The sequence below is a fragment of the Pseudobutyrivibrio sp. UC1225 genome (assembly GCF_900115215.1).
GTDB lineage: Bacteria > Bacillota > Clostridia > Lachnospirales > Lachnospiraceae > Pseudobutyrivibrio.
This window is the reverse complement of the sequence record NZ_FOVQ01000004.1, coordinates 31,439-50,481: the sequence shown is the minus strand read 5'-3', so window position 1 is coordinate 50,481 and position 19,043 is coordinate 31,439. Positions and strand designations below refer to the sequence as shown.

Annotated in this window: 13 protein-coding genes and 1 other RNA gene; all 14 read left to right on the top strand. The window is 41.2% G+C overall.

The window, feature by feature from the left end:
• Positions 1 to 2: 2 nt before the first annotated feature.
• The 14 genes from BMZ41_RS06760 to BMZ41_RS06695 all read left to right on the top strand — a co-directional run bounded on the left by BMZ41_RS06760 (position 3) and on the right by BMZ41_RS06695 (position 19,041).
• Entirely contained in the window at positions 3 to 1,019 is a 1,017-nt protein-coding gene (locus BMZ41_RS06760) for a deoxyguanosinetriphosphate triphosphohydrolase (RefSeq protein WP_090169410.1), read from the top strand.
• A 30-nt stretch (positions 1,020 to 1,049) separates the two neighbouring features.
• Positions 1,050 to 2,822 (top strand): DNA primase, encoded by a 1,773-nt coding sequence (gene dnaG, locus BMZ41_RS06755; RefSeq protein ID WP_090169411.1) that lies wholly within the window; start codon positions 1,050 to 1,052, stop codon positions 2,820 to 2,822.
• A 288-nt stretch (positions 2,823 to 3,110) separates the two neighbouring features.
• Positions 3,111 to 4,238, top strand: a complete 1,128-nt coding sequence (gene rpoD / locus BMZ41_RS06750; RefSeq protein WP_090169464.1) for an RNA polymerase sigma factor RpoD — start codon at positions 3,111 to 3,113, stop codon at positions 4,236 to 4,238.
• 122 nt (positions 4,239 to 4,360) lie between these two features.
• Complete coding sequence (locus BMZ41_RS06745; RefSeq protein ID WP_090169412.1) at positions 4,361 to 5,068, top strand: tRNA (adenine(22)-N(1))-methyltransferase; 708 nt, start codon at positions 4,361 to 4,363, stop codon at positions 5,066 to 5,068.
• 14 nt (positions 5,069 to 5,082) lie between these two features.
• On the top strand, positions 5,083 to 6,747 hold the full coding sequence (locus BMZ41_RS06740; protein WP_090169413.1) for a nucleoside kinase: 1,665 nt from the start codon (positions 5,083 to 5,085) through the stop codon (positions 6,745 to 6,747).
• A 23-nt stretch (positions 6,748 to 6,770) separates the two neighbouring features.
• Positions 6,771 to 7,114, top strand: an RNA gene (gene rnpB / locus BMZ41_RS06735) — RNase P RNA component class A.
• 196 nt (positions 7,115 to 7,310) lie between these two features.
• Positions 7,311 to 7,844, top strand: a complete 534-nt coding sequence (locus BMZ41_RS06730; RefSeq protein WP_090169414.1) for a CarD family transcriptional regulator — start codon at positions 7,311 to 7,313, stop codon at positions 7,842 to 7,844.
• A 5-nt stretch (positions 7,845 to 7,849) separates the two neighbouring features.
• Positions 7,850 to 8,386, top strand: a complete 537-nt coding sequence (locus BMZ41_RS06725; protein ID WP_090528021.1) for a phosphatase PAP2 family protein — start codon at positions 7,850 to 7,852, stop codon at positions 8,384 to 8,386.
• Between the two features lie 26 nt (positions 8,387 to 8,412).
• Complete coding sequence (locus BMZ41_RS06720; RefSeq protein ID WP_090169416.1) at positions 8,413 to 8,673, top strand: hypothetical protein; 261 nt, start codon at positions 8,413 to 8,415, stop codon at positions 8,671 to 8,673.
• Positions 8,674 to 8,775: 102 nt separating this feature from the next.
• Positions 8,776 to 10,020, top strand: coding sequence for a 6-phosphofructokinase (locus BMZ41_RS06715; RefSeq protein ID WP_090169417.1), 1,245 nt, complete (start codon positions 8,776 to 8,778; stop codon positions 10,018 to 10,020).
• 33 nt (positions 10,021 to 10,053) lie between these two features.
• Positions 10,054 to 11,601 carry an amidohydrolase gene (locus BMZ41_RS06710; protein WP_090169418.1) on the top strand — a complete coding sequence of 516 codons (1,548 nt, stop codon included), beginning with the start codon at positions 10,054 to 10,056 and terminating at the stop codon, positions 11,599 to 11,601.
• Positions 11,602 to 11,743: 142 nt separating this feature from the next.
• Positions 11,744 to 15,181 carry a PD-(D/E)XK nuclease family protein gene (locus BMZ41_RS06705; RefSeq protein WP_090528018.1) on the top strand — a complete coding sequence of 1,146 codons (3,438 nt, stop codon included), beginning with the start codon at positions 11,744 to 11,746 and terminating at the stop codon, positions 15,179 to 15,181.
• A 6-nt stretch (positions 15,182 to 15,187) separates the two neighbouring features.
• Positions 15,188 to 18,802 (top strand): helicase-exonuclease AddAB subunit AddA, encoded by a 3,615-nt coding sequence (gene addA, locus BMZ41_RS06700; RefSeq protein ID WP_090528015.1) that lies wholly within the window; start codon positions 15,188 to 15,190, stop codon positions 18,800 to 18,802.
• On the top strand, positions 18,787 to 19,041 hold the full coding sequence (locus BMZ41_RS06695) for a glyoxalase (protein WP_072917419.1): 255 nt from the start codon (positions 18,787 to 18,789) through the stop codon (positions 19,039 to 19,041). The genes addA and BMZ41_RS06695 overlap by 16 nt, the downstream gene beginning before the upstream one ends.
• The last annotated feature ends 2 nt before the right edge of the window (positions 19,042 to 19,043 follow it).

Sequence of the window (19,043 nt, the reverse complement as noted above, 5' to 3'; positions counted from 1 at the left end):
AAATGGGCACAATTCGAGAGATGATTGAGCAGATGGAAAGGGAGACTTTGAGCCCTTATGCCACACTCAATGAAAATTCACGTGGCCGCGAAAAAGATGAGCCACAATGTGATATCCGCCCTCTATTTCAGAGGGATCGAGACAGAATTCTTCATAGCAAGGCATTTCGCCGTTTGAAGAACAAGACTCAGGTTTTTCTCACTCCTCAGGGAGATCATTACAGAACCAGATTATCTCACACATTGGAAGTTTCACAGAATGCCAGAACCATTGCAAAGGCTTTGAGACTTAACGAGGATTTGGTAGAGGCAATTGCTTTAGGGCACGATTTGGGTCACACCCCATTTGGACATGCAGGTGAGGCGCAGCTTAATGCTATGTGCTCCACTGGCTTTGTGCACTCTGAACAGAGTGTCCGCATTGTAGAAAAGCTTGAGAAGGGCGGTCAGGGCCTTAATCTTACATGGGAGGTTCGCGATGGTATTCGCAATCACCAGACAGAAGGTCATCCAGCCACTCCTGAGGGGCAGATTGTTCGCCTATCCGATAAGATTGCCTATGTAAACAGCGATGTGGATGATGCTATCCGCGCGCAGATTCTTACCGAGGAATCTATTCCTATGAGCGTAAGAAAGACTCTTGGAATGACTTCTGCAGTTCGTCTGGATACACTTATCCACGACGTTATCATCAGCAGTCAGAACAGCCCAGAGATTAAAATGTCACCTGAAATTGCCGAGGCCATGAAAGAACTCAGGGATTTCATGTTTGCAAATGTCTATAAGGATTCTATTGCAAAGGTGGAAGAGGTCAAGGCAAAGCGTATGATTCGTGAGCTTTTCGAGTATTATCAGGTTCACTTTGATGAGTTGCCTGACAGATATCGTGCCATGGAGGACGATGGAGAGACTCAGGAGCGTATTATCTGTGATTACATTTCAGGTATGACAGATCAATATTGCATCACAAAATTCAACGAATATTTTATGCCAAAGGCTTGGATTGTAGATGGATTTTAAAAATATAAATATAGTAAGTTAGGAAGAATAATGGCGATTTATCCAGAAGAAGTTGTTGAGGAGGTGCGTAATCGCACCAACATCGTTGATGTAATCTCACAATATGTTAACTTACAAAAAAAGGGCAGCCAGTATTTTGGTTTATGTCCCTTTCATAATGAAAAGACAGGTTCGTTTTCCGTAAGCCCTCAGAAGCAGATGTATTATTGTTTCGGTTGTGGCAAGGGAGGAAATGTTTTCAGCTTTTTGATGGATTATGAAAACATGACCTTCAAGGAAGCTGTGGAGGAGTTGGCACCGAAGTGTGGCGTCACCCTTCCTCAACGAGAAATGACAGCTCAGGATCGACAGCGAGCCGACAGGCGCAGCCGCCTATTTGAAATTAATAAGGAAGCGGCGGCCTACTATTATAAGATGCTTCGTTCAGATGCTGGAAAGCAGGCTATGGAGTATTTCACCAAGCGTGAGCTGACACCAGATACCATGCATAAGTTTGGTTTGGGTTGCACCAGCAAATATTCTGATTCCCTATATAAATATCTCAGGGACAAAGGCTACGATGACAATATTTTAAAGGACTGCGGTCTTATCACTATTGATGAGAAGCGAGGCGGTCATGATAAGTTTTGGAATCGAGCGATGTTTCCTATATTTGATGCCAACGGCAAAGTAGTTGCCTTCGGTGGTCGAGTAATGGGAGATGGAGAGCCTAAATATTTGAATTCTCCAGAGACGGAGATTTTCAACAAATCAAAGACACTTTTTGGATTGTATTTTGCCAGAAAGACAAGGCGCGAACAGTTTATACTGTGCGAAGGCTACATGGATGTCATTTCCCTGCATCAGGCAGGTTTTGATAATGCAGTTGCATCTCTTGGTACTGCCCTTACAGCAGGCCATGCCAGCATGCTCAAAAGATATGTTAAGGATGTTTACCTTAGCTACGATTCAGATGGCGCAGGTCAAAAGGCAGCACTTCGCGCAATACCAATTCTTAAGAATGCAGGTATTTCATGTCGCATCATCAACATGAGCCCTTACAAGGATCCTGATGAATTTATTAAGAATCTAGGGGCTGAAGAATATGAGAAGCGCATTCAGAATGCTGAAAACAGCTTCATGTATCAGGTTCGCATGCTTCAGAACAATTACGACATGACTGATCCTGAAAAGAAATCAGACTTCCAAAAGGAAGCGGCGCGTATGATTGTCACAGAATTCCCTACTCAGCTTGAGCGGGAAAACTACACAGAGTCTGTAGCAGCTAAATTCAACATCCCTAAGGATGCCTTGGCTAAATATATATTGGAGCTTGGACAGTCAGGCATTACAGCCAGAAGAGACACAGGCTCAGGTGAGGACTATCAGAAAAAGTCCTTAAAGCCTAAGGATGATGGCATGAAAATGTCACAAAGGCTATTACTTACATGGCTGGTTGAGACCCCAGATGTTTACCCAAAGATTTCACTTTATGTGAATCCGGAGGATTTCGAATCTGGTGTATACCGGACAGTAGCAGAGGAAGTTTTCAAATACTGTGATGAAGGAAATCCAGTGGACACAGCAAGAATCGTGGATTTGTTCATGGAGGACGAGGAGCGCAAGACAGTTGCAGCCCTATTCAATACCACAGTTGGAGAGCTTACCGATAACAGTGATCTTAGCAAGGCTCTTAAAGAGACCCTGCTTAGAATAAAGAAGAACTCCCTTGAGCTGGCTCAGAAAAATGGAGCCGATTTAAAAAGCCTCGTGGAGGGAAAAAAGACACTACAACGCCTTGAGCGTTTAGACATTTCACTTTAGAAAGGAATAAAAATGGCAAAGAAGAAAGTAGATGAGTTAATCGAAAACGGAGATTTAAATGCTGCTGCTGAGGCATTCTTAGCTGAAGCAGAGGCAGATGCTGAAGACGCAGAGGACATCGATGATGCTGAATCAGATGATAAAGATGTAGACTTTGGCGATCTCGAAGAAATTTCAGCTGAGGACCTTGAGTTCGATGAGCATGATTTCGACAACATCGATGAGACAGAGGATGACGATGATGTAGATGAGTTCCTTGCATCAGTAGGTGCAAAGACATCTATGGATATGGATGATGAGGACGAGGATGATGATATTGATTCCTTCGGTAACGATGAGCTTGACTCAAAGGTTACTGAGCTTATCAAAATCGCAAAGTCTCAGAAGAACATCCTTGAGGACTATGAGATTTCTGAGTTCTTAAAGGATTACAAAATTGATGCAAAGCAGATGGAGCGCATCCTGACTTACCTTGATAAGAAGGGTATCGATGTAAACTTCTCATCTGGCCCTTCAGATGCACTTTTACTTGCAAGTGATGATGAGGATTTAGAAGATATCGATATGTCAGTGCCTGATTCTGTCAGCATTGAAGATCCTGTACGTATGTATCTTAAGGAAATCGGTAAGGTACCACTTCTTTCAGCAGAGGAAGAGGTTGAGCTTGCTCAGCGTATGGAGGAAGGTGATCAGGAGGCAAAGAATAAGCTTGCTGAGGCAAACCTTCGTCTTGTAGTTTCTATCGCTAAGCGTTATGTAGGTCGTGGTATGCTTTTTCTTGATCTTATTCAGGAAGGTAACCTTGGTCTTATGAAGGCTGTAGAAAAGTTCGATTATCACAAGGGATACAAGTTCTCTACATATGCTACATGGTGGATTCGTCAGGCTATCACACGTGCTATCGCTGATCAGGCCCGTACAATTCGTATTCCTGTACATATGGTTGAGACTATCAACAAACTTATCAGAGTTTCTAGACAGTTACTCCAGGAGTACGGCCGTGAACCGACTCCAGAGGAAATCGCTGCAGCAATGGGTATTACTGTAGACAGAGTACACGAGATTCTTAAGATTTCTCAGGAGCCAGTTTCTCTTGAGACACCTATCGGTGAGGAGGAAGATAGCCACCTTGGAGATTTCCTTCCAGATGAGAACGTACCAGTTCCAGCTGAGGCAGCTACTTTCACACTTTTAAAGGAGCAGCTTCACGAGGTTCTCGATACACTTACAGAGCGTGAGCAGCGCGTACTTATCCTTAGATTCGGTCTTGAGGATGGCAAGGCTCGCACCCTTGAAGAGGTAGGTAAGGAGTTCAACGTTACACGTGAGCGTATCCGTCAGATTGAGGCAAAGGCACTTAGAAAGCTTCGTCACCCAAGCCGCAGCCGCAAGCTTAAGGATTATCTCGATCAGTAAAGGCATAACAAAATCCGAACATAAGTGAAGGATTTTATTATGCTCAAGAACTGCCCATTGCCGAAGGCAATTTGCATGGCAGTTTTTCCTTAGAAATAAAAACAAGGAAAGAACAAATTTTAATGATAAAATTGTCACCAAGATTACAAATTGTATATGACATGATTCCTGCCTGTGACACTGTTGCAGATGTGGGCTGTGACCACGGATATCTCAGCATCGCACTCCTTGAAAACGGTGTTGCAAAAAAGGTGATTCCAATGGATGTAAACAAGGGGCCTCTCAGTAAGGCCTCAGAAAACCTTCAGGCAGCAGGCTTTATGGCTCAGGCAGACCTTAGATTGTCAGATGGTCTTGCAAAGCTTTCGCCAGAGGAAGCAGATGTCATATGCATTTGTGGCATGGGCGGCGCTCTTATCCAGAGAATAATAGGAGCGGGTATTACTGTTGCCAAATCAGCCAAGCTAATGATTATCGAGCCACAGTCAGAATACCTTGAGCTTAGAACCTTCCTTATGGAACATGGCTTTGTTATTGATGACGAAGACCTTACCTGTGAGGAAAACAAAATTTATCCTATTATTAAGCTTCATTATGAAGCTGATGAGAGCAAACGTATTGCCTATAACACCGCTCAGCTAGAATATGGACCTAAGGTTATTGAAAAAGCACCAGAGCTTTTAATTAAGCTTTTGGATAAAAACGAAAGTGAATATAGCTCAATTATTAACAAGCTTGAGCAAGGGGGCGCTTCTGAAGCTGCAGCTGCAAGATGTCGGGAGCTTAGAGCCGAGCTTGAAATAATAAACCAGATTAAAAATTCACTGTAGGAGGAGAAGGGACTATGGCGAAAGTAATCATAGGCGGTAAGGAAGAAACTTACGAGGAAGGCACACGCTTAGTTGACATTGCAGAAAAGCACCAGTCTGAATACAAGGATGATATTGTGCTTGCAAAGTACAAGGGCAGCCTTACTGAGCTTAGCAAAGCTGTTACAGGTGTAGCGGAGTTACAGTTCCTTACCACAGCTGATAAGGATGGACGCAGAGCCTATAGACGAAGTGTAGTATTTCTTCTTCAGCGTGCCCTTATGGATGTTTATCCATTGCCAGCAAATCCATATCTTAGAGTTGAACATTCTCTTGGACAGGGCGATTTCTGTACTTTAGAGGGTGTTGGCGAGATTACAGAAGAGGATTTGCAGGAGCTGAAAAAGGTAATGCTTGATTTGGTCGAGAAGGACGTACCTCTTAAGAAGTATTCCATCAAGACTACGCAGGCCAAGGAGATGTTCCACAGCTTCAATATGAAGGACAAGGAACAGCTTTTAAAGTACCGTACCAGCTCAAATATTAATGTATATGATTTAGATGGCTGTATAGACTATTTCTATGGATATATGGTCCCATCTACCAGATATCTTAAGTATTTTGATTTACTTAAATTCGAGCATGGCTTCATGCTTATGTATCCAGACGGAAGTCTTCCTGGCATAGACACCAGAGTAGTTGCAGAGTTTAAAAAGCCTATGAAGCTTTTCAGCGTTCAGCAGGCTGCCTCTGATTTTGGTCAGATAATGGGAGTGCCTACAGTGGGTGCTTTAAATGAGGTTATTGCCAAAGGAAAGATTAGGGATTTAGTTCTTTCCCAGGAGGCCATTTTTGAGAGAAATATCGGTGAGCTCGCTGGTATTATCGCTTCTAATAAGGATGTTAAGTTTGTTATGATGGCAGGTCCTTCATCATCAGGTAAGACCACATTTTCTCACAAGCTTTCAGCTCAGCTTAGAGCTTTAGGCTGCGTGCCTCATCCGCTTCCACTGGATGATTTCTATTTAAACAGAGATCAGATGCCAATTGATGAGTATGGCGAGAAGGATTTTGAGGCTATAGAAGGTCTTGATATTCCTTATTTCAATGAATGCATGGTCAAGCTCCTCAAGGGAGAGCGTGTTCTTTTACCAAATTTCAATTTCAAAATTGGTAAAAGAGAGTATAATGACCATTATATGCAGCTTGGCAAGAATGATATTCTTGTTATCGAGGGTATTCATGGTCTTAACGACAGAATGAGCTCATCGCTTCCAGCAGAATCTAAGTATAAGATTTATCTTTCAGCGTTGACACAGCTTTCTATTGATGAGCACAATCCACTGTCTACAGCAGACGGTAGATTGATTCGTCGAATTGTCAGAGATGCTAGAACCAGAGCCACAACAGCAGCTGAAACTATTGCTATGTGGGATTCAGTTCGCCGCGGAGAGGAGAAGAATATCTTCCCATTCCAGGAAAAGGCTGATTATATATTTAATACAGCTTTAATTTATGAGATGGCTGTGTTAAAATTGTATGTCGATCCGATGCTTTACGCTATTGAGCCTGATCATCCTATGTATGCTGAGGCAAAGCGTCTTATAAAGCTTTTGGATTATTTCCTTCCAATGGCACCAGATGTTATTCCTAACAATTCACTGGTTCGCGAGTTTATTGGAGGTTCATGTATTCTATAAGAGTACACCTAAAAAAGTTCATAAAGGTCCGATGAGTAGTCGCTGCATAGTCGTAATAGCTATGGAGAGGAAAGTCCGGGCTTCACAGGGCAAGGATGCCGGCTAACGGCCGGTGGAGGTAACTCCAAGGATAGTGCAACAGAGATATACCGCCCGCTTTTGCGGGTAAGGGTGGAAAGGCGGTGTAAGAGACCACCGTGCTGCTGGTAACAGCGGTAGCCATGTAAACCCCATCCGAAGCAAGTTCTAAACGGTGCGTACGCGGCCCGCCAGCACCAGGTTGAACGCTTGAGGCTGTTGGCAACAGCAGTCCTAGATAGATGACTACTTTAAATGACATAACCCGGCTCACAGTCGGGCCTTTTTTTATCCGAATGAATTGTCTGACTATAGTTCATTTCTACCAATAGAGTATAGAGTTTCGTTAGTTTTCGTGTGAATTATTAACGAATGTGAATTTTCTGTGTCCTGATGACTAAAATCGTGCTATAATTACATTAAGTAATGGGAGAAAACGAGTTATGGAGGTACATATTGTTTATGCTTTAGAAGGATGGTGAAAAATGAATTATCAGGTAGGCGATTTTTTAGTTCATGAGGGAAGTGGTGTTTGTAAAATTGAGGACATCGATGATATGGAGCTTATGGGCAAGGGTTCAAAAAAGACCTACTACTGCATGGCACCTGTATTCAAAGCTGGAGCAAAAGTATTCACTCCAATTACTGGTTCTACAATCAGATTACGTCCGGTAGCAGAGGAAACTACATTTACTAAAATTCTTGATAATATTGATGATATCGAATGTATCAATGAGCCAAACGACAGAATGCTTCAGGAGAAGTTCAAAGAGGTTATGGCTGAGTTTACACCAGAGTCTCTTGCACGTGTGGTAAAGACGGTTCTTATCAGAAAATGGCAGCGTATTGAGTCAGGCAAGAAGGTTATGGCCTTAGATGAGAAGATTCTCAGTGTGGCAGGTCGTAAGCTTTACGAGGAAATGGCTTTTTCTATGGGAAAGGATATCCCTTATGCACAGCATTTGTTTGAAGATGCCGTTAAGATACATTTCTCAAATAAATTACTCATAGGTGCATAAATTTAATGAAGATTTCATATTCTGATTTATCAGCTTCAATAAAAAATAATAGTGGTCTTGTTACAGCGCTAAATGTGCTGGACAAGGCCATTACTTATATTACGATTTTATTTTATCTTGGGCTGCTAGTATACGCAGCTATCTCTATTCCTAAAATGGGGGCTACCCTTTTGTACAGAAGTATTGTCATTCCAGGTGTTTCCTTTATTATTGTGAGCCTTTTTAGAAAGGTTGCCAGCGCACCTCGCCCATACGAGGTTTATGGCTTCACACCAGCTCTCAATAAGGACACTAAAGGGAAAAGCTTTCCAAGCAGACATGTTTTCTCTATTTTCATGGTAGCAATCACATTTTTCCAGGTTTCCATTCCCGTAGGAGTATTTTTATTAGTGCTTGGCGTGGGTCTTGCAGTAATAAGAGTGGTAGGAGGAGTTCATTTTATAAGGGATGTCATAGCCGGAGCCATCATAGCCATAATAATTGGTGTGACCTGCTTTTGGTTTTTTTGTGGCGTTTTTGGACTCATTATGCTACCATTTTAATAGATACAATTTTACGGAGATTATATATGAAGAAGAATGCAAAGAGGGCGTTAGCTGTGCTGTTTAGCATTCTTGGCACAGTTTTAGGGTTGTACATAGGCGGATATCTTTTATTCGTGCGCTCTGTTTATTGGCTTATTATTGGATTTACAGGAGGCACTCTCACAGCGGGGATGATTCTTGTAAATGTTATTAAGATTTTTATAGCATCGACAGTTGGAGGAGCTATTTGGTGCTTGTGCGACATCATTGCAGGACATTTTCGCGATATTCCAGAGGATGATTAGCATATCAGCGGGTCTTTATCCTTTAATGGGGATTTGGGATAAGGGCATATGATTATTGGTCTTAATATTTTATGACAATAAATGATTGGGAGGTAATATGTAATGACTGGAAACGTAATTGTGGGACAATCAGGCGGACCGACCGCCGCAATTAACTCTTCTTTAGCAGGAGTTTACAGGACAGCAAAGGACCGTGGCGCTGGAAAAGTTTACGGCATGCTGCATGGTATCAAAGGCTTGATGGACGAGCAATACATCGACCTTTCTGATTACATCAAGAACGACTTGGATGTAGAGCTCTTGAAGCGTACCCCAGCAGCTTATTTAGGTTCTTGCCGTTTCAAGCTTCCAGAAATCCATGAGGATATGGAAACTTACGAGAAAATCTTCGCTATTCTCAAAAAGCTGGAAATCGAAGCTTTGATCTACATTGGTGGAAATGATTCCATGGACACCATCAAAAAGCTTTCCGACTATGCTATTCTTACAGGTTCTGACATCAGGTTCATTGGTTGTCCAAAGACAATCGACAACGACCTGGCTCTTACAGATCACACACCAGGCTATGGCAGTGCCGCTAAATACATCGGTACATCTGTCAAGGAAATCATCCGTGATAGCTATTGCTTAGAGTATGACAAGGGACTTGTTACAATCGTTGAGATTATGGGACGTAACGCAGGTTGGCTTACCGGAGCTTCCATCCTTGCAAAGGGAGAAGATTGTGAAGGTCCTGATTTGATTTATTTGCCAGAGGTTCCATTTGATATTGAAAAATTCAAAGAGAGAGTTCTCAAGCTTTTAAAGACACAGTCATCTGTTGTAATTTGTATTTCTGAAGGTATCCATACAAAGGACGGAAAATATGTATGTGAGCTTGGAAATAATGTAGAGTTCGTAGATGCATTCAATCACAAGCAGCTTACAGGTACAGCAGCTTATCTTTGCAATTACATCGCAGCTGAGGTTGGTTGCAAGACCAGAGCAATCGAGCTTTCTACATTACAGCGTGCAGGTTCGCACCTTGCATCACGTGTAGATATCCTTGAGGCTTATCAGGTTGGTGGTGCTGCAGTTCTTGCCGCAGACGAAGGCGATACAGGTAAGATGGTTACACTTACTCGTCATTCAGATGATCCTTATCAGTGTGGAACAGAGGTTAAGGATGTTCATAAGATTGCTAACGACGAGAAGCTCGTACCTCGTAACTGGATCACACATGATGGCACATATGTCACAGAGGCATTTATTACATATGTAAGACCACTCATTCAGGGTGATGTTTCACCAATTATGGTTGATGGTATTCCACGTCACATCTACAGACCAACAACCACAAAGAAATAATTTTTTAGATTTATTATTTTTTGGAGGGGACAAATGCAGGTATTTCATGGAACAATTTTAACTTGTGATGAAAACAATACCATTGCTAATTATTTGGTAGAGCGCGAGGGTCGTATTGCATACATAGGAACAAAGCTTCCTACTCAGTACGAGGTGGTTCCACCTATCGAGTTGGGAAATAGTGTTTTGGTTCCTGCCTTCGCTGATACCCACATGCATTATTCGGGCTTTTCCGTTTTGCATAAAATGTTTCCTATTAACGATACGGATTCCAACGCTAAGATTTTGGATCAGCTGAGAGAATACGCTACTCGTACCAGAGAAAATATAATTGTCGGCTTTGGCGCTACAGAGTTTGCCGTATCCGAAGGGCACCTTATTTTAAAGGAGCAGATGGATGTGGCATGCCCTGATAAGCCAGCCTTCATTATCAAGCATGACGCTCATTCTGGCGTAGCCAATAGCCTGTTTCTTGATGCAATCAAATCCAAGGTTTCAAATCTCAGAGGCTACAATGCCACCACAGGTGAGTTAAAGCAGGAGGCTTTCTTAGCAGCCTGTGAATTTATTACTCATGGTATGTCTACAAAGAAGGTAATCGATTCCATGGTTGAGACTTCTGATTTTCTTGCCAGCAAAGGTATTGGCTTGATTTGTTCTGCCAGTGGAATGGGATTTATCCGTGATTATGATTTTGATATGGAGCGTTCAGTTGCCAAAGGTCTTGATAATGGAATGCAGGTAAGGGTTGCTTATCAGTGTTCTAATATTGACAAGCTTGCCAAGAAGGATATGACCAGAGTCGTATTCGGCAACCTTGACGGAACCCTCGCTAATAAGGACGCAGCATTAAATGACAACTATGTAACTATAAATAATAAGGGCGTATCCTACTTCAGCGATGCTGATGTGCAGGAGTTCTGTATCAATGCCAACAGAGCAGGCTATCAAATTGCTCTTCATGCAGTTGGTGATGCTGCATTTGAACAGGCTGTCAATGCTATTTCAATGGCCTTGGAGGATTATCCAAGATACGACCATAGACACATAATTCTTCATGGTACGTTGCCTACTGAAAAGGCATTGAGAATTTGCGCTAAATACAACATTATGATTTCTGTACAGCCATCGTTGCTTTCGCATATTGATGGCGTTAAGGAATTTGTTGATGGAATACTTTCGGAGGATAGAGCAAAGGGAATTAATCCTCTGAAGACTATCACTGATATGGGTATCAAGGTTTGCTTCAATTCTGATGCACCAGCCTCTGATCCAGACCCAATCATGTGGATTCATGACGCATGTAATAATCCAAATCCAGAGGAGTCAGTATCCGTCTATGAGGCTCTTAGAATGGCCACTATTAACGGTGCGCTTTCTTGCTTCGATGAAAAGGAGCGTGGTACTCTCGAAATGGGAAAGAGCTGCGATTTGGCAGTTCTTGATAAGAATCCATATGAGATTCCGGTAGATGAGCTAAAGACCATAAATGTGTCCGAGCTTTATCTTAAAGGAAAACCATATAAACGTTCTCGAACCGGCTCAATGGCCACAATGCTTCGAGGAATGTTTCCACAATAGCGTAAATACGCACTAATTACAAATAAGAGAGCACCCGTAGCTATCAAGCTCTAAGTGTTGCTGAAAGGAACATCTAGTGACTGAAAGCAATATCTTAGGCTTGAGAGCGTGACGAGGTGCTTTTGTGTTTAGGGAGAATTAAATGTCATTATCTTTAATAGTCGGTAGCTCCGGCAGTGGCAAATCTACAAATATATACAGCAGGATAATTCAGGAATCCATGGAGCATAAGGATAAGAATTATCTTGTTATTGTTCCAGAGCAGTACACCATGTCCACACAGCGTCTGCTTGTATCCATGCATCCAAACAAATGCATTATGAATATAGATGTCCTTTCCTTCAATCGTCTGGCCTACAGAGTTTTTGAGGAGCTTGGCACTGCGGTGCAGTCTGTTTTGGATGATACGGGAAAGTCCCTTGTAATCCGTAAGCTGGTAAATAATAAGCTAAACGATATCAAGGCCCTTAGGAACAATATCACCAGAGTCAGCTATATCACTCAGATAAAATCTCTTATCTCAGAAATGACTCAGTATAATATCACCCCTGAAAAGCTTCAGGAGATGATGAGCTCGCCGGTGATGTCAGAAAGCTTCAGAAGAAAAGCCTCCGATTTGCTGGTAATCTATCAGGCATTTTTGGATTTCATCGAGGGCAGATATGTCACCACAGAATCCATTTTGTCTACTTTAAATGAGATGCTGGACAGCTCTGATATTGTCACAGGCTCTACCGTAGTTTTAGATGGGTTTACAGGTTTTACACCTATCCAGTATCAGCTTGTGGAGCACATGCTTCAGATTTGCGATGAGGTAGCAGTGACAATTACTGCAGATGAAAATACTGCGTTATTCGAGATGAAGTCTGAGGATGATGTTTTTGCCATGTCTTCAGAATTTGCTGTAAAGCTAAATCAGATTGCTAAAAGAATTGGAAAAGAGATTAATGAGCCAGTTTTCATTTCAGATGAAAATGGGTGGCTTTCTCAAAATCCTGCACTCCAGTTTTTAGAGAGAAATATTTTTAGAAATGACCTTCAGTTTCAGGGGGATAATGCTCCTGAATCTATCAAGCTCACCAGTCTTCGCAGTCCAAGAGACGAGCTAAAATTTGTGGCAATCACCATCAACAAACTTGTCCGAAACGGAATGCGTTACAAGGACATTGCTGTGGTTGCACCTAACATGGAAAATTACAGATATCTATTGCCAGGGATTTGGTCTGATTACCAGATACCTTTCTTTATTGATGCCAAAACAGAGATTTTGTTCCATCCTATGTCTGAGGCAATAGATTCTTTATTTGATATTTTTGATAATGATTTTAGAAAAGAAGATGTCTTTAGATTTTTAAGAACAGATCTTACAGTTTTAGAAACCGATGAAATCGATTATCTTGAAAACTATATTCTTGCAACGGGCATCCGTGGAAAAAAGAAATATTTTCATCCTTTTGCCATTCGTTCAAATCAGTTCAAAAGCGATGAAGATTTAATTCGTGTAAACGAAATCAGAAGTAAATTCATTCAGCCATTTATCGATTTTGATAATGCCGTAGGCAAGACAGATACTGTTCGAAACATTGCCACAGCCCTTTATAAATTTCTTCTATATTTTGATGTGGAAGGAAAGATTAATGAACGTGGAAATCTCTATCAGGATAGTAATGCGGTAAAGGCAAAGGAATACAGTCAGATTTATCCAATCATCATGGATATTTTGGACAAGATGGTTAACATTCTTGATCAGGAGACTATGAAGCTGGATGAGTTCCACGACATCTATGAGGCGGGTCTTTCAGCTGCATCCATAGGTGTTATTCCGCCTGCAAATGACAGCGTAATTTTAGGAGACATTGAGCGAACCAGACTTTCAAATATCAAGGTTCTTTTCTGCCTTGGAGCATCAGATGACGCCATCCCAAAGAAGGTGGAAAATGGTGGTATTCTTTCTCAGCTGGAGAGAGAACAGCTATTGGAGCAGGGCTTCGAGTTGGCACCTTCTGACAGACAAAAATCCTTCAGACAGCGATTTTATTTATATTTGATGCTGACAAAGCCAAATCAGAAATTGTATATTACAATGCCACGAGTGGATGGAGCTGGAAAATCTGTAAATCCTTCTTATCTTGTGGAGGTAATCACAAAGCTTTTCCCTCAGGTTTCTCTTAACGAGATAGAAGAGTTTGCAGTTTCAGATAAGCTCTTATCTAAAAAGAGTGCCGTAAATTATCTTATAGAGTTAATTAATCAGGCTTCGGCGGAAGGTGTTGAGTGCCTGTCTCCTGAGGAATTAAATACCTTTAAGGGGCTTATTGAGTGGGCAAAGGCAGAGGACAGTCTGTCCCTTGATACTATCCTTTCTGGAGCATTCTATCAGCATCAGCCAGAGTCAGTTTCAAAGGATATCATGTTGGCAGTTAATGAGGCCTTTAATTCAGATGAAACGGTATCTGGCTCAGTATCTCGTTTTGAGCTTTACAACGAGTGTGCTTATAAGTATTTCCTTACGTATATTATGAGGCTTCAGGAAAGAGAAAAATTCGAGTTATCCAGCATGGATATGGGTAACTTTTACCATGAGGCTATCCAGCGTTATTCTGATAATCTAAAAGCAGATGGAAAGAAATGGAAGAATGTATCAAATGAAGAAAGAGATGCATATTTAGATACTGCTTTCAATCAGACCTTTGAGGCAATGTCAAAGGTTTCTACCCTGGAGGATTACACTCAGAAATATATTGTGGAATCCATGAGAGAGACCTTGCGTCATACTGTGGAAATCATTACCACACAGGTTTCCAGAGGTGAATTTGAACCTGCATTTTTCGAGGAAAAAATATCCGCTGAAATTAGAGATAGAGAAAGTGATGAGCTGGTTGCAAACCTAAAAGGTAAGGTAGATAGAATTGACCTGACAGACTCAGCTGACATGGCAGTTCGTATCATAGATTATAAATCCAGCGGTCATAAGCTGGATTTGGAGGAGTGTTATTACGGTCTTTCTATGCAGCTTCCTATCTACATGAGTGTAGTTCTTGATAAGCTGAAAGAGAAATATCCAAATGCTACACTTCATCCATCCGCCATGCTTTACTATGAAATGGCAAATAAATATGTTGAACGTACAGGCACCCTTGCAGGCACGAATGAAGAGCGCTTAAAGCTCAGTCGAATGGAAGGTCTGCTGTCCGCAGAAGAGAGCGATTTACTTGCTAATGATTCCACAGTTGGTACTGATGATGGACAGACATCTAAATCATCTATCGTACCTTACGGTGTGAAAAAAGATGGTGAGGTAGATGCAAATACCAATGCCGTCAGTCTTGAGGGCATTAATACTGTTTTAGAGTATTCTAAATATTCGGCAGCTGAAACTGCCAAGCACATAATTGATGGTGATTTTGATTGTGCACCAGCCAGATTAGGTAATATCGATGCATGTCAATATTGTAGCTTTAAGAGCGTCTGTCATTTCAATGAAAATGAGGAAGGCTTTAAGGCTCGCAACCTTGAAAAGCTTGGTAAAAAAGATGCAGTAATAGAACTTATGAAAGAATCAATGGATTCAAAGGAGTAAATTAACGTGGGTCTTACTAAAGAACAGGAAAAGGTAAGGGATACCAGAAATAAAAATATGTTGGTCAGCGCTGCCGCAGGTAGTGGTAAAACCTTCGTCCTTGTACAGCGAATTATTTCAGAAATTTTGGACGAGAAAAATCCTATCGATGTAGACAGGATTTTGGTGGTTACCTTCACCAACGCTGCCGCAGCAGAGATGAAGGATAGAATTCGTCAGGCCATCGATAAGGCTGTTTCTGAAAAGGGTGTGGATAAGCGAATCAAAGCTCAGGCCACACTGATTCATAGCGCCCATATTCGTACCATAGACAGTTTTTGTAGCTGGATTGTTAAGAATTATTTCTATGAAATTGACCAGGAGCCATCCTTCAGAATTGGCACCACAGGAGAGCTGAAAATGCTTTCTGATGAGGTGTTTGACGACCTGCTTAGCAAGTATCTTCAATCAGATGATAAGGATTTCAGACTTCTGGCAGATGCATATATAACAGGTCGCAGAACAGATGAATTAAAGAAGATGGTATTTGATCTTCATGCGAAGGCAGTAAGCTATCCATGGCCTCATGAATGGTATCAGGAGGCACTTCGTTTATACGATATTAATTCTGTGGATGAGCTGGAAGAAAGCGAATTTGTTCAAAGTATAATCAGAGTCACTGATTTGGTTTTGGCAGATTTAATAAAGCGTTTAGAACCTTTAATGAAGTTATATAATGGCGATTATTCTACAAAGGATGGAACAATTATTTCTGAGGAATATTCCTATATTCAGGCAATTATAAATGCAAAAACTTATCGTGAAAAAGTTGTCTTATATGCTGGCTTTGCACCAGTAAGATGGGATGCAAAAAAGACACCTTTAAATCCTGATGAGATACAGCGAGTAAAATCTCTTAGAGATTTATATAAGGATGTTATTTCAGGCTATGCAGAAAAGTTTTTTGCAATGAATCCAGAGGAATTATTTGACTGTATTTCCTTTGTCAAAAAGCAGGCTACAGCTTTGATTCGATTCACTCAGGATTACACTGATACGCTCTTAAAAATGAAGTCGAAGAAAAATATTTATGACTTCAACGACATAGAACACATGGCCCTTGAAATCCTCAGGAACAAGGATTCAAAAGAGCATGAAAGACGACCAGTTGCTATCGAGCTTGCCAACCATTTTAAGGAAGTAATGGTGGATGAGTATCAGGATTCCAATGAGCTTCAGGAGCAGATTCTTACAGCCATCACGTCAGGAAATAATTACTTTACAGTTGGTGATGTAAAGCAATCTATTTATGCATTCAGACAGGCAAGTCCAAAGCTTTTCATCGACAAGCTGTATTCATATCCTATGGATGACAGCTCAGATTCTGTACGCATTGATCTTGATTATAATTTCCGAAGCCGTGGTGAAGTTTTAAATTTCTGCAACTATATTTTTGCGCCACTTATGCAGGCTGATATGGGTGGTGTAATTTACGATGAAAGAGCAGCTCTTAAGGTGGGAGATAAGACCTTTAAGGGTGATACGAGCGCCTACGAGTCCGAAATAATTGTGGCGTCACAGGATAGCGAGGCTATGAAAGAGCTTGATATTGAGGATGGAGATTCTCTTGAGGCTCTTGTGGTTGCAAAGCGAATTAAGGAGCTTAAGGAAGAAGATTTTCAGGTAAGTTACAAGGATGGAGACGAGCGTGCTCTTCGTCCTATGAAATATTCTGACGTAGTGATTCTTATGTCAGCTGTAAGTGGTCACGCTGAAAAGTTCATTAGCGTTTTGAAAGAAAAAGGAATTCCTGCCTATGTTTCTGAGGAGACAGGATTCTTTGAACGCGAGGAAATAGAGACGGTTTTATCAATGCTTACCTGTATTGATAATCCCTTCAATGACATCCCATTGGCGGCAGTTTTACATTCGCCAATGTTTGGTTTTTCCTCAAACAGACTTGCTCAGATTCGTGCAACAGACGGTGATGGCTTTTTATATAATTGCTTGCTTTCATATCAGGAAAAACATCCTTCTAAGGATATAGAAAAGTTTTTAGATATGTTAAATCGCTTCCGTGATATAGCAATCGACACACCTATCCATGAGGTTATTGAAATGCTTTTGGAGGAGACTGGTTACGGTTTATATGTACGTTCTCTTCCTATGGGAAAGATGGCTTATGCTAATCTTGAAAAGCTTGTGGATGAGGCTGTAAGCTTTGAAGGAACTAGCTTTAAGGGCTTGTCGCGCTTCGTAGAATACATTGAGGGACTTCGTACTTACGAAGAAGACTTAGGTCTTGCAAAGTCCGTGGGAGAGAATGACGATGCAGTAAAAATTATGACCATTCATAAAAGTAAAGGTTTGGAATTCCCAGTTGTTTTTGTCAGTGGATGTGGTCGTGGCGCAAGAGATGAGGGTGGAAAATTCTGCTATGATGACACCCTTGGTCTCGCTCTTAATTATCGCAATCCAGAAACAAGAATCAGCTGCACCACACCTTTTTACTCTATCGTAAAAACGAAGCTAAATGACAGTGCCAAAGGCGAGTTCTTTAGAAAGTATTATGTAGCACTTACCCGTCCTGTTGATAAGCTTATTATCACTGCCACAATCAAGCCTACCAAGGATAAATCTGTAGCAGATATTATAGAGGGATATACAGCCTCATCATCGGTAATTGACTATCTTACTAAGGCACGTGCTCAGTCTGCAATTGAGCTTATGATTCGAGGTTTAAATGCCTCAGCAGTGCCTTATAAAAAAAGAATTGTTGATTGCGGTGAGCTTTTTGTGGATGAGGTTGAACGAGCTGTTCTTCGAGAGGATGCAAAAAAGGTAATTGAGAAATTAGTGGATGAGGCTACGCTGTCATCAGATAACGAAATCGTAAATACGTTGTCCTTTAAATATGACGAAATCGAAGACAGCAAATATAAAAGTAAGTATTCTGTTTCTGAGATTAAGCATAATGCAATGGAGTCTATTTACGAGCAAAATTTAGATGCAGCACCAGCCTTCATCCACCATGAAGAGGAAAGATATATTCCTGAATTCATGCGCACAGAAATCTCTGAGGAACAGGATGAAAAATCTGGTTCAGCTATTCCAACAGGTGCTCTTTATGGAACAGCCATGCACCGCTTTATGGAATGTTTTGATTTCGCCAGAAGTGATTTTGAACAGTCCTTTGATGAGCAGCTTTCTTACATGAAAAATGTTCATATGCTTTCAGATGATGAGCAGTCCAGAATCAGTCCATATAAGCTTAAAAAATTCCTGTCAGATGACATAGCAAAGCGCATGTCTCTTGCCGCAGAAAATGGGCTTTTATTCAAAGAAAAACCATTTGTTTTCGGAAGCAATGGAAGAGATTTATTTGATGATAAAGATGCCTCTGACGAGCTGATTTTAGTTCAGGGAATCATCGACGTTTTCTTCCAGGAGGACGACGGAATAGTTCTTCTGGATTATAAAACAGATAGAGTAGACGAAGAGTCTGAATTAGTGCTAAGATATGAAAAGCAGTTACAGTTATATAAGTCTGCTATCGAAAAAGCATACAACACCCCAGTGAAGGAAACTTTGCTATATTCCTTCGCGCTAGAGAAAGGAGTTACGATATGTACGACAAATTAACAATCAAGGCTTTCCTTGACAACCAATTAAAGTTATTCCCAGAAAAGGTAGCCGAAGACGAGCAGGAGGCAGCAGAGTTCTTAGAGGACGTTTGTGCCACTGTTTGCAAAAATAAAAAAGAAGTAATGGAATATCTCGAAGATGCAATGGATATCTCAGGAATGTCTGAGGAGGAGATTCTTTCCTCTGAGGAAGTTTTTGCCATTGGCGATGGAAGATATCTTATTGTAGAGGGATAGAA

Bases quoted from the DNA above. Each gene is read 5' to 3' on its own strand.
- BMZ41_RS06720 (WP_090169416.1), top strand. From the start codon at position 8,413: ATGAAGAAGAATGCAAAGAGGGCGTTAGCTGTGCTGTTTAGCATTCTT.
- BMZ41_RS06725 (WP_090528021.1), top strand. From the start codon at position 7,850: ATGAAGATTTCATATTCTGATTTATCAGCTTCAATAAAAAATAATAGT.
- BMZ41_RS06760 (WP_090169410.1), top strand. From the start codon at position 3: ATGGGCACAATTCGAGAGATGATTGAGCAGATGGAAAGGGAGACTTTG.
- rpoD (WP_090169464.1), top strand. From the start codon at position 3,111: ATGGATGATGAGGACGAGGATGATGATATTGATTCCTTCGGTAACGAT.
- BMZ41_RS06745 (WP_090169412.1), top strand. From the start codon at position 4,361: ATGATAAAATTGTCACCAAGATTACAAATTGTATATGACATGATTCCT.
- dnaG (WP_090169411.1), top strand. From the start codon at position 1,050: ATGGCGATTTATCCAGAAGAAGTTGTTGAGGAGGTGCGTAATCGCACC.
- BMZ41_RS06730 (WP_090169414.1), top strand. From the start codon at position 7,311: ATGAATTATCAGGTAGGCGATTTTTTAGTTCATGAGGGAAGTGGTGTT.
- BMZ41_RS06710 (WP_090169418.1), top strand. From the start codon at position 10,054: ATGCAGGTATTTCATGGAACAATTTTAACTTGTGATGAAAACAATACC.
- BMZ41_RS06695 (WP_072917419.1), top strand. From the start codon at position 18,787: ATGTACGACAAATTAACAATCAAGGCTTTCCTTGACAACCAATTAAAG.
- BMZ41_RS06715 (WP_090169417.1), top strand. From the start codon at position 8,776: ATGACTGGAAACGTAATTGTGGGACAATCAGGCGGACCGACCGCCGCA.
- BMZ41_RS06740 (WP_090169413.1), top strand. From the start codon at position 5,083: ATGGCGAAAGTAATCATAGGCGGTAAGGAAGAAACTTACGAGGAAGGC.
- BMZ41_RS06705 (WP_090528018.1), top strand. From the start codon at position 11,744: ATGTCATTATCTTTAATAGTCGGTAGCTCCGGCAGTGGCAAATCTACA.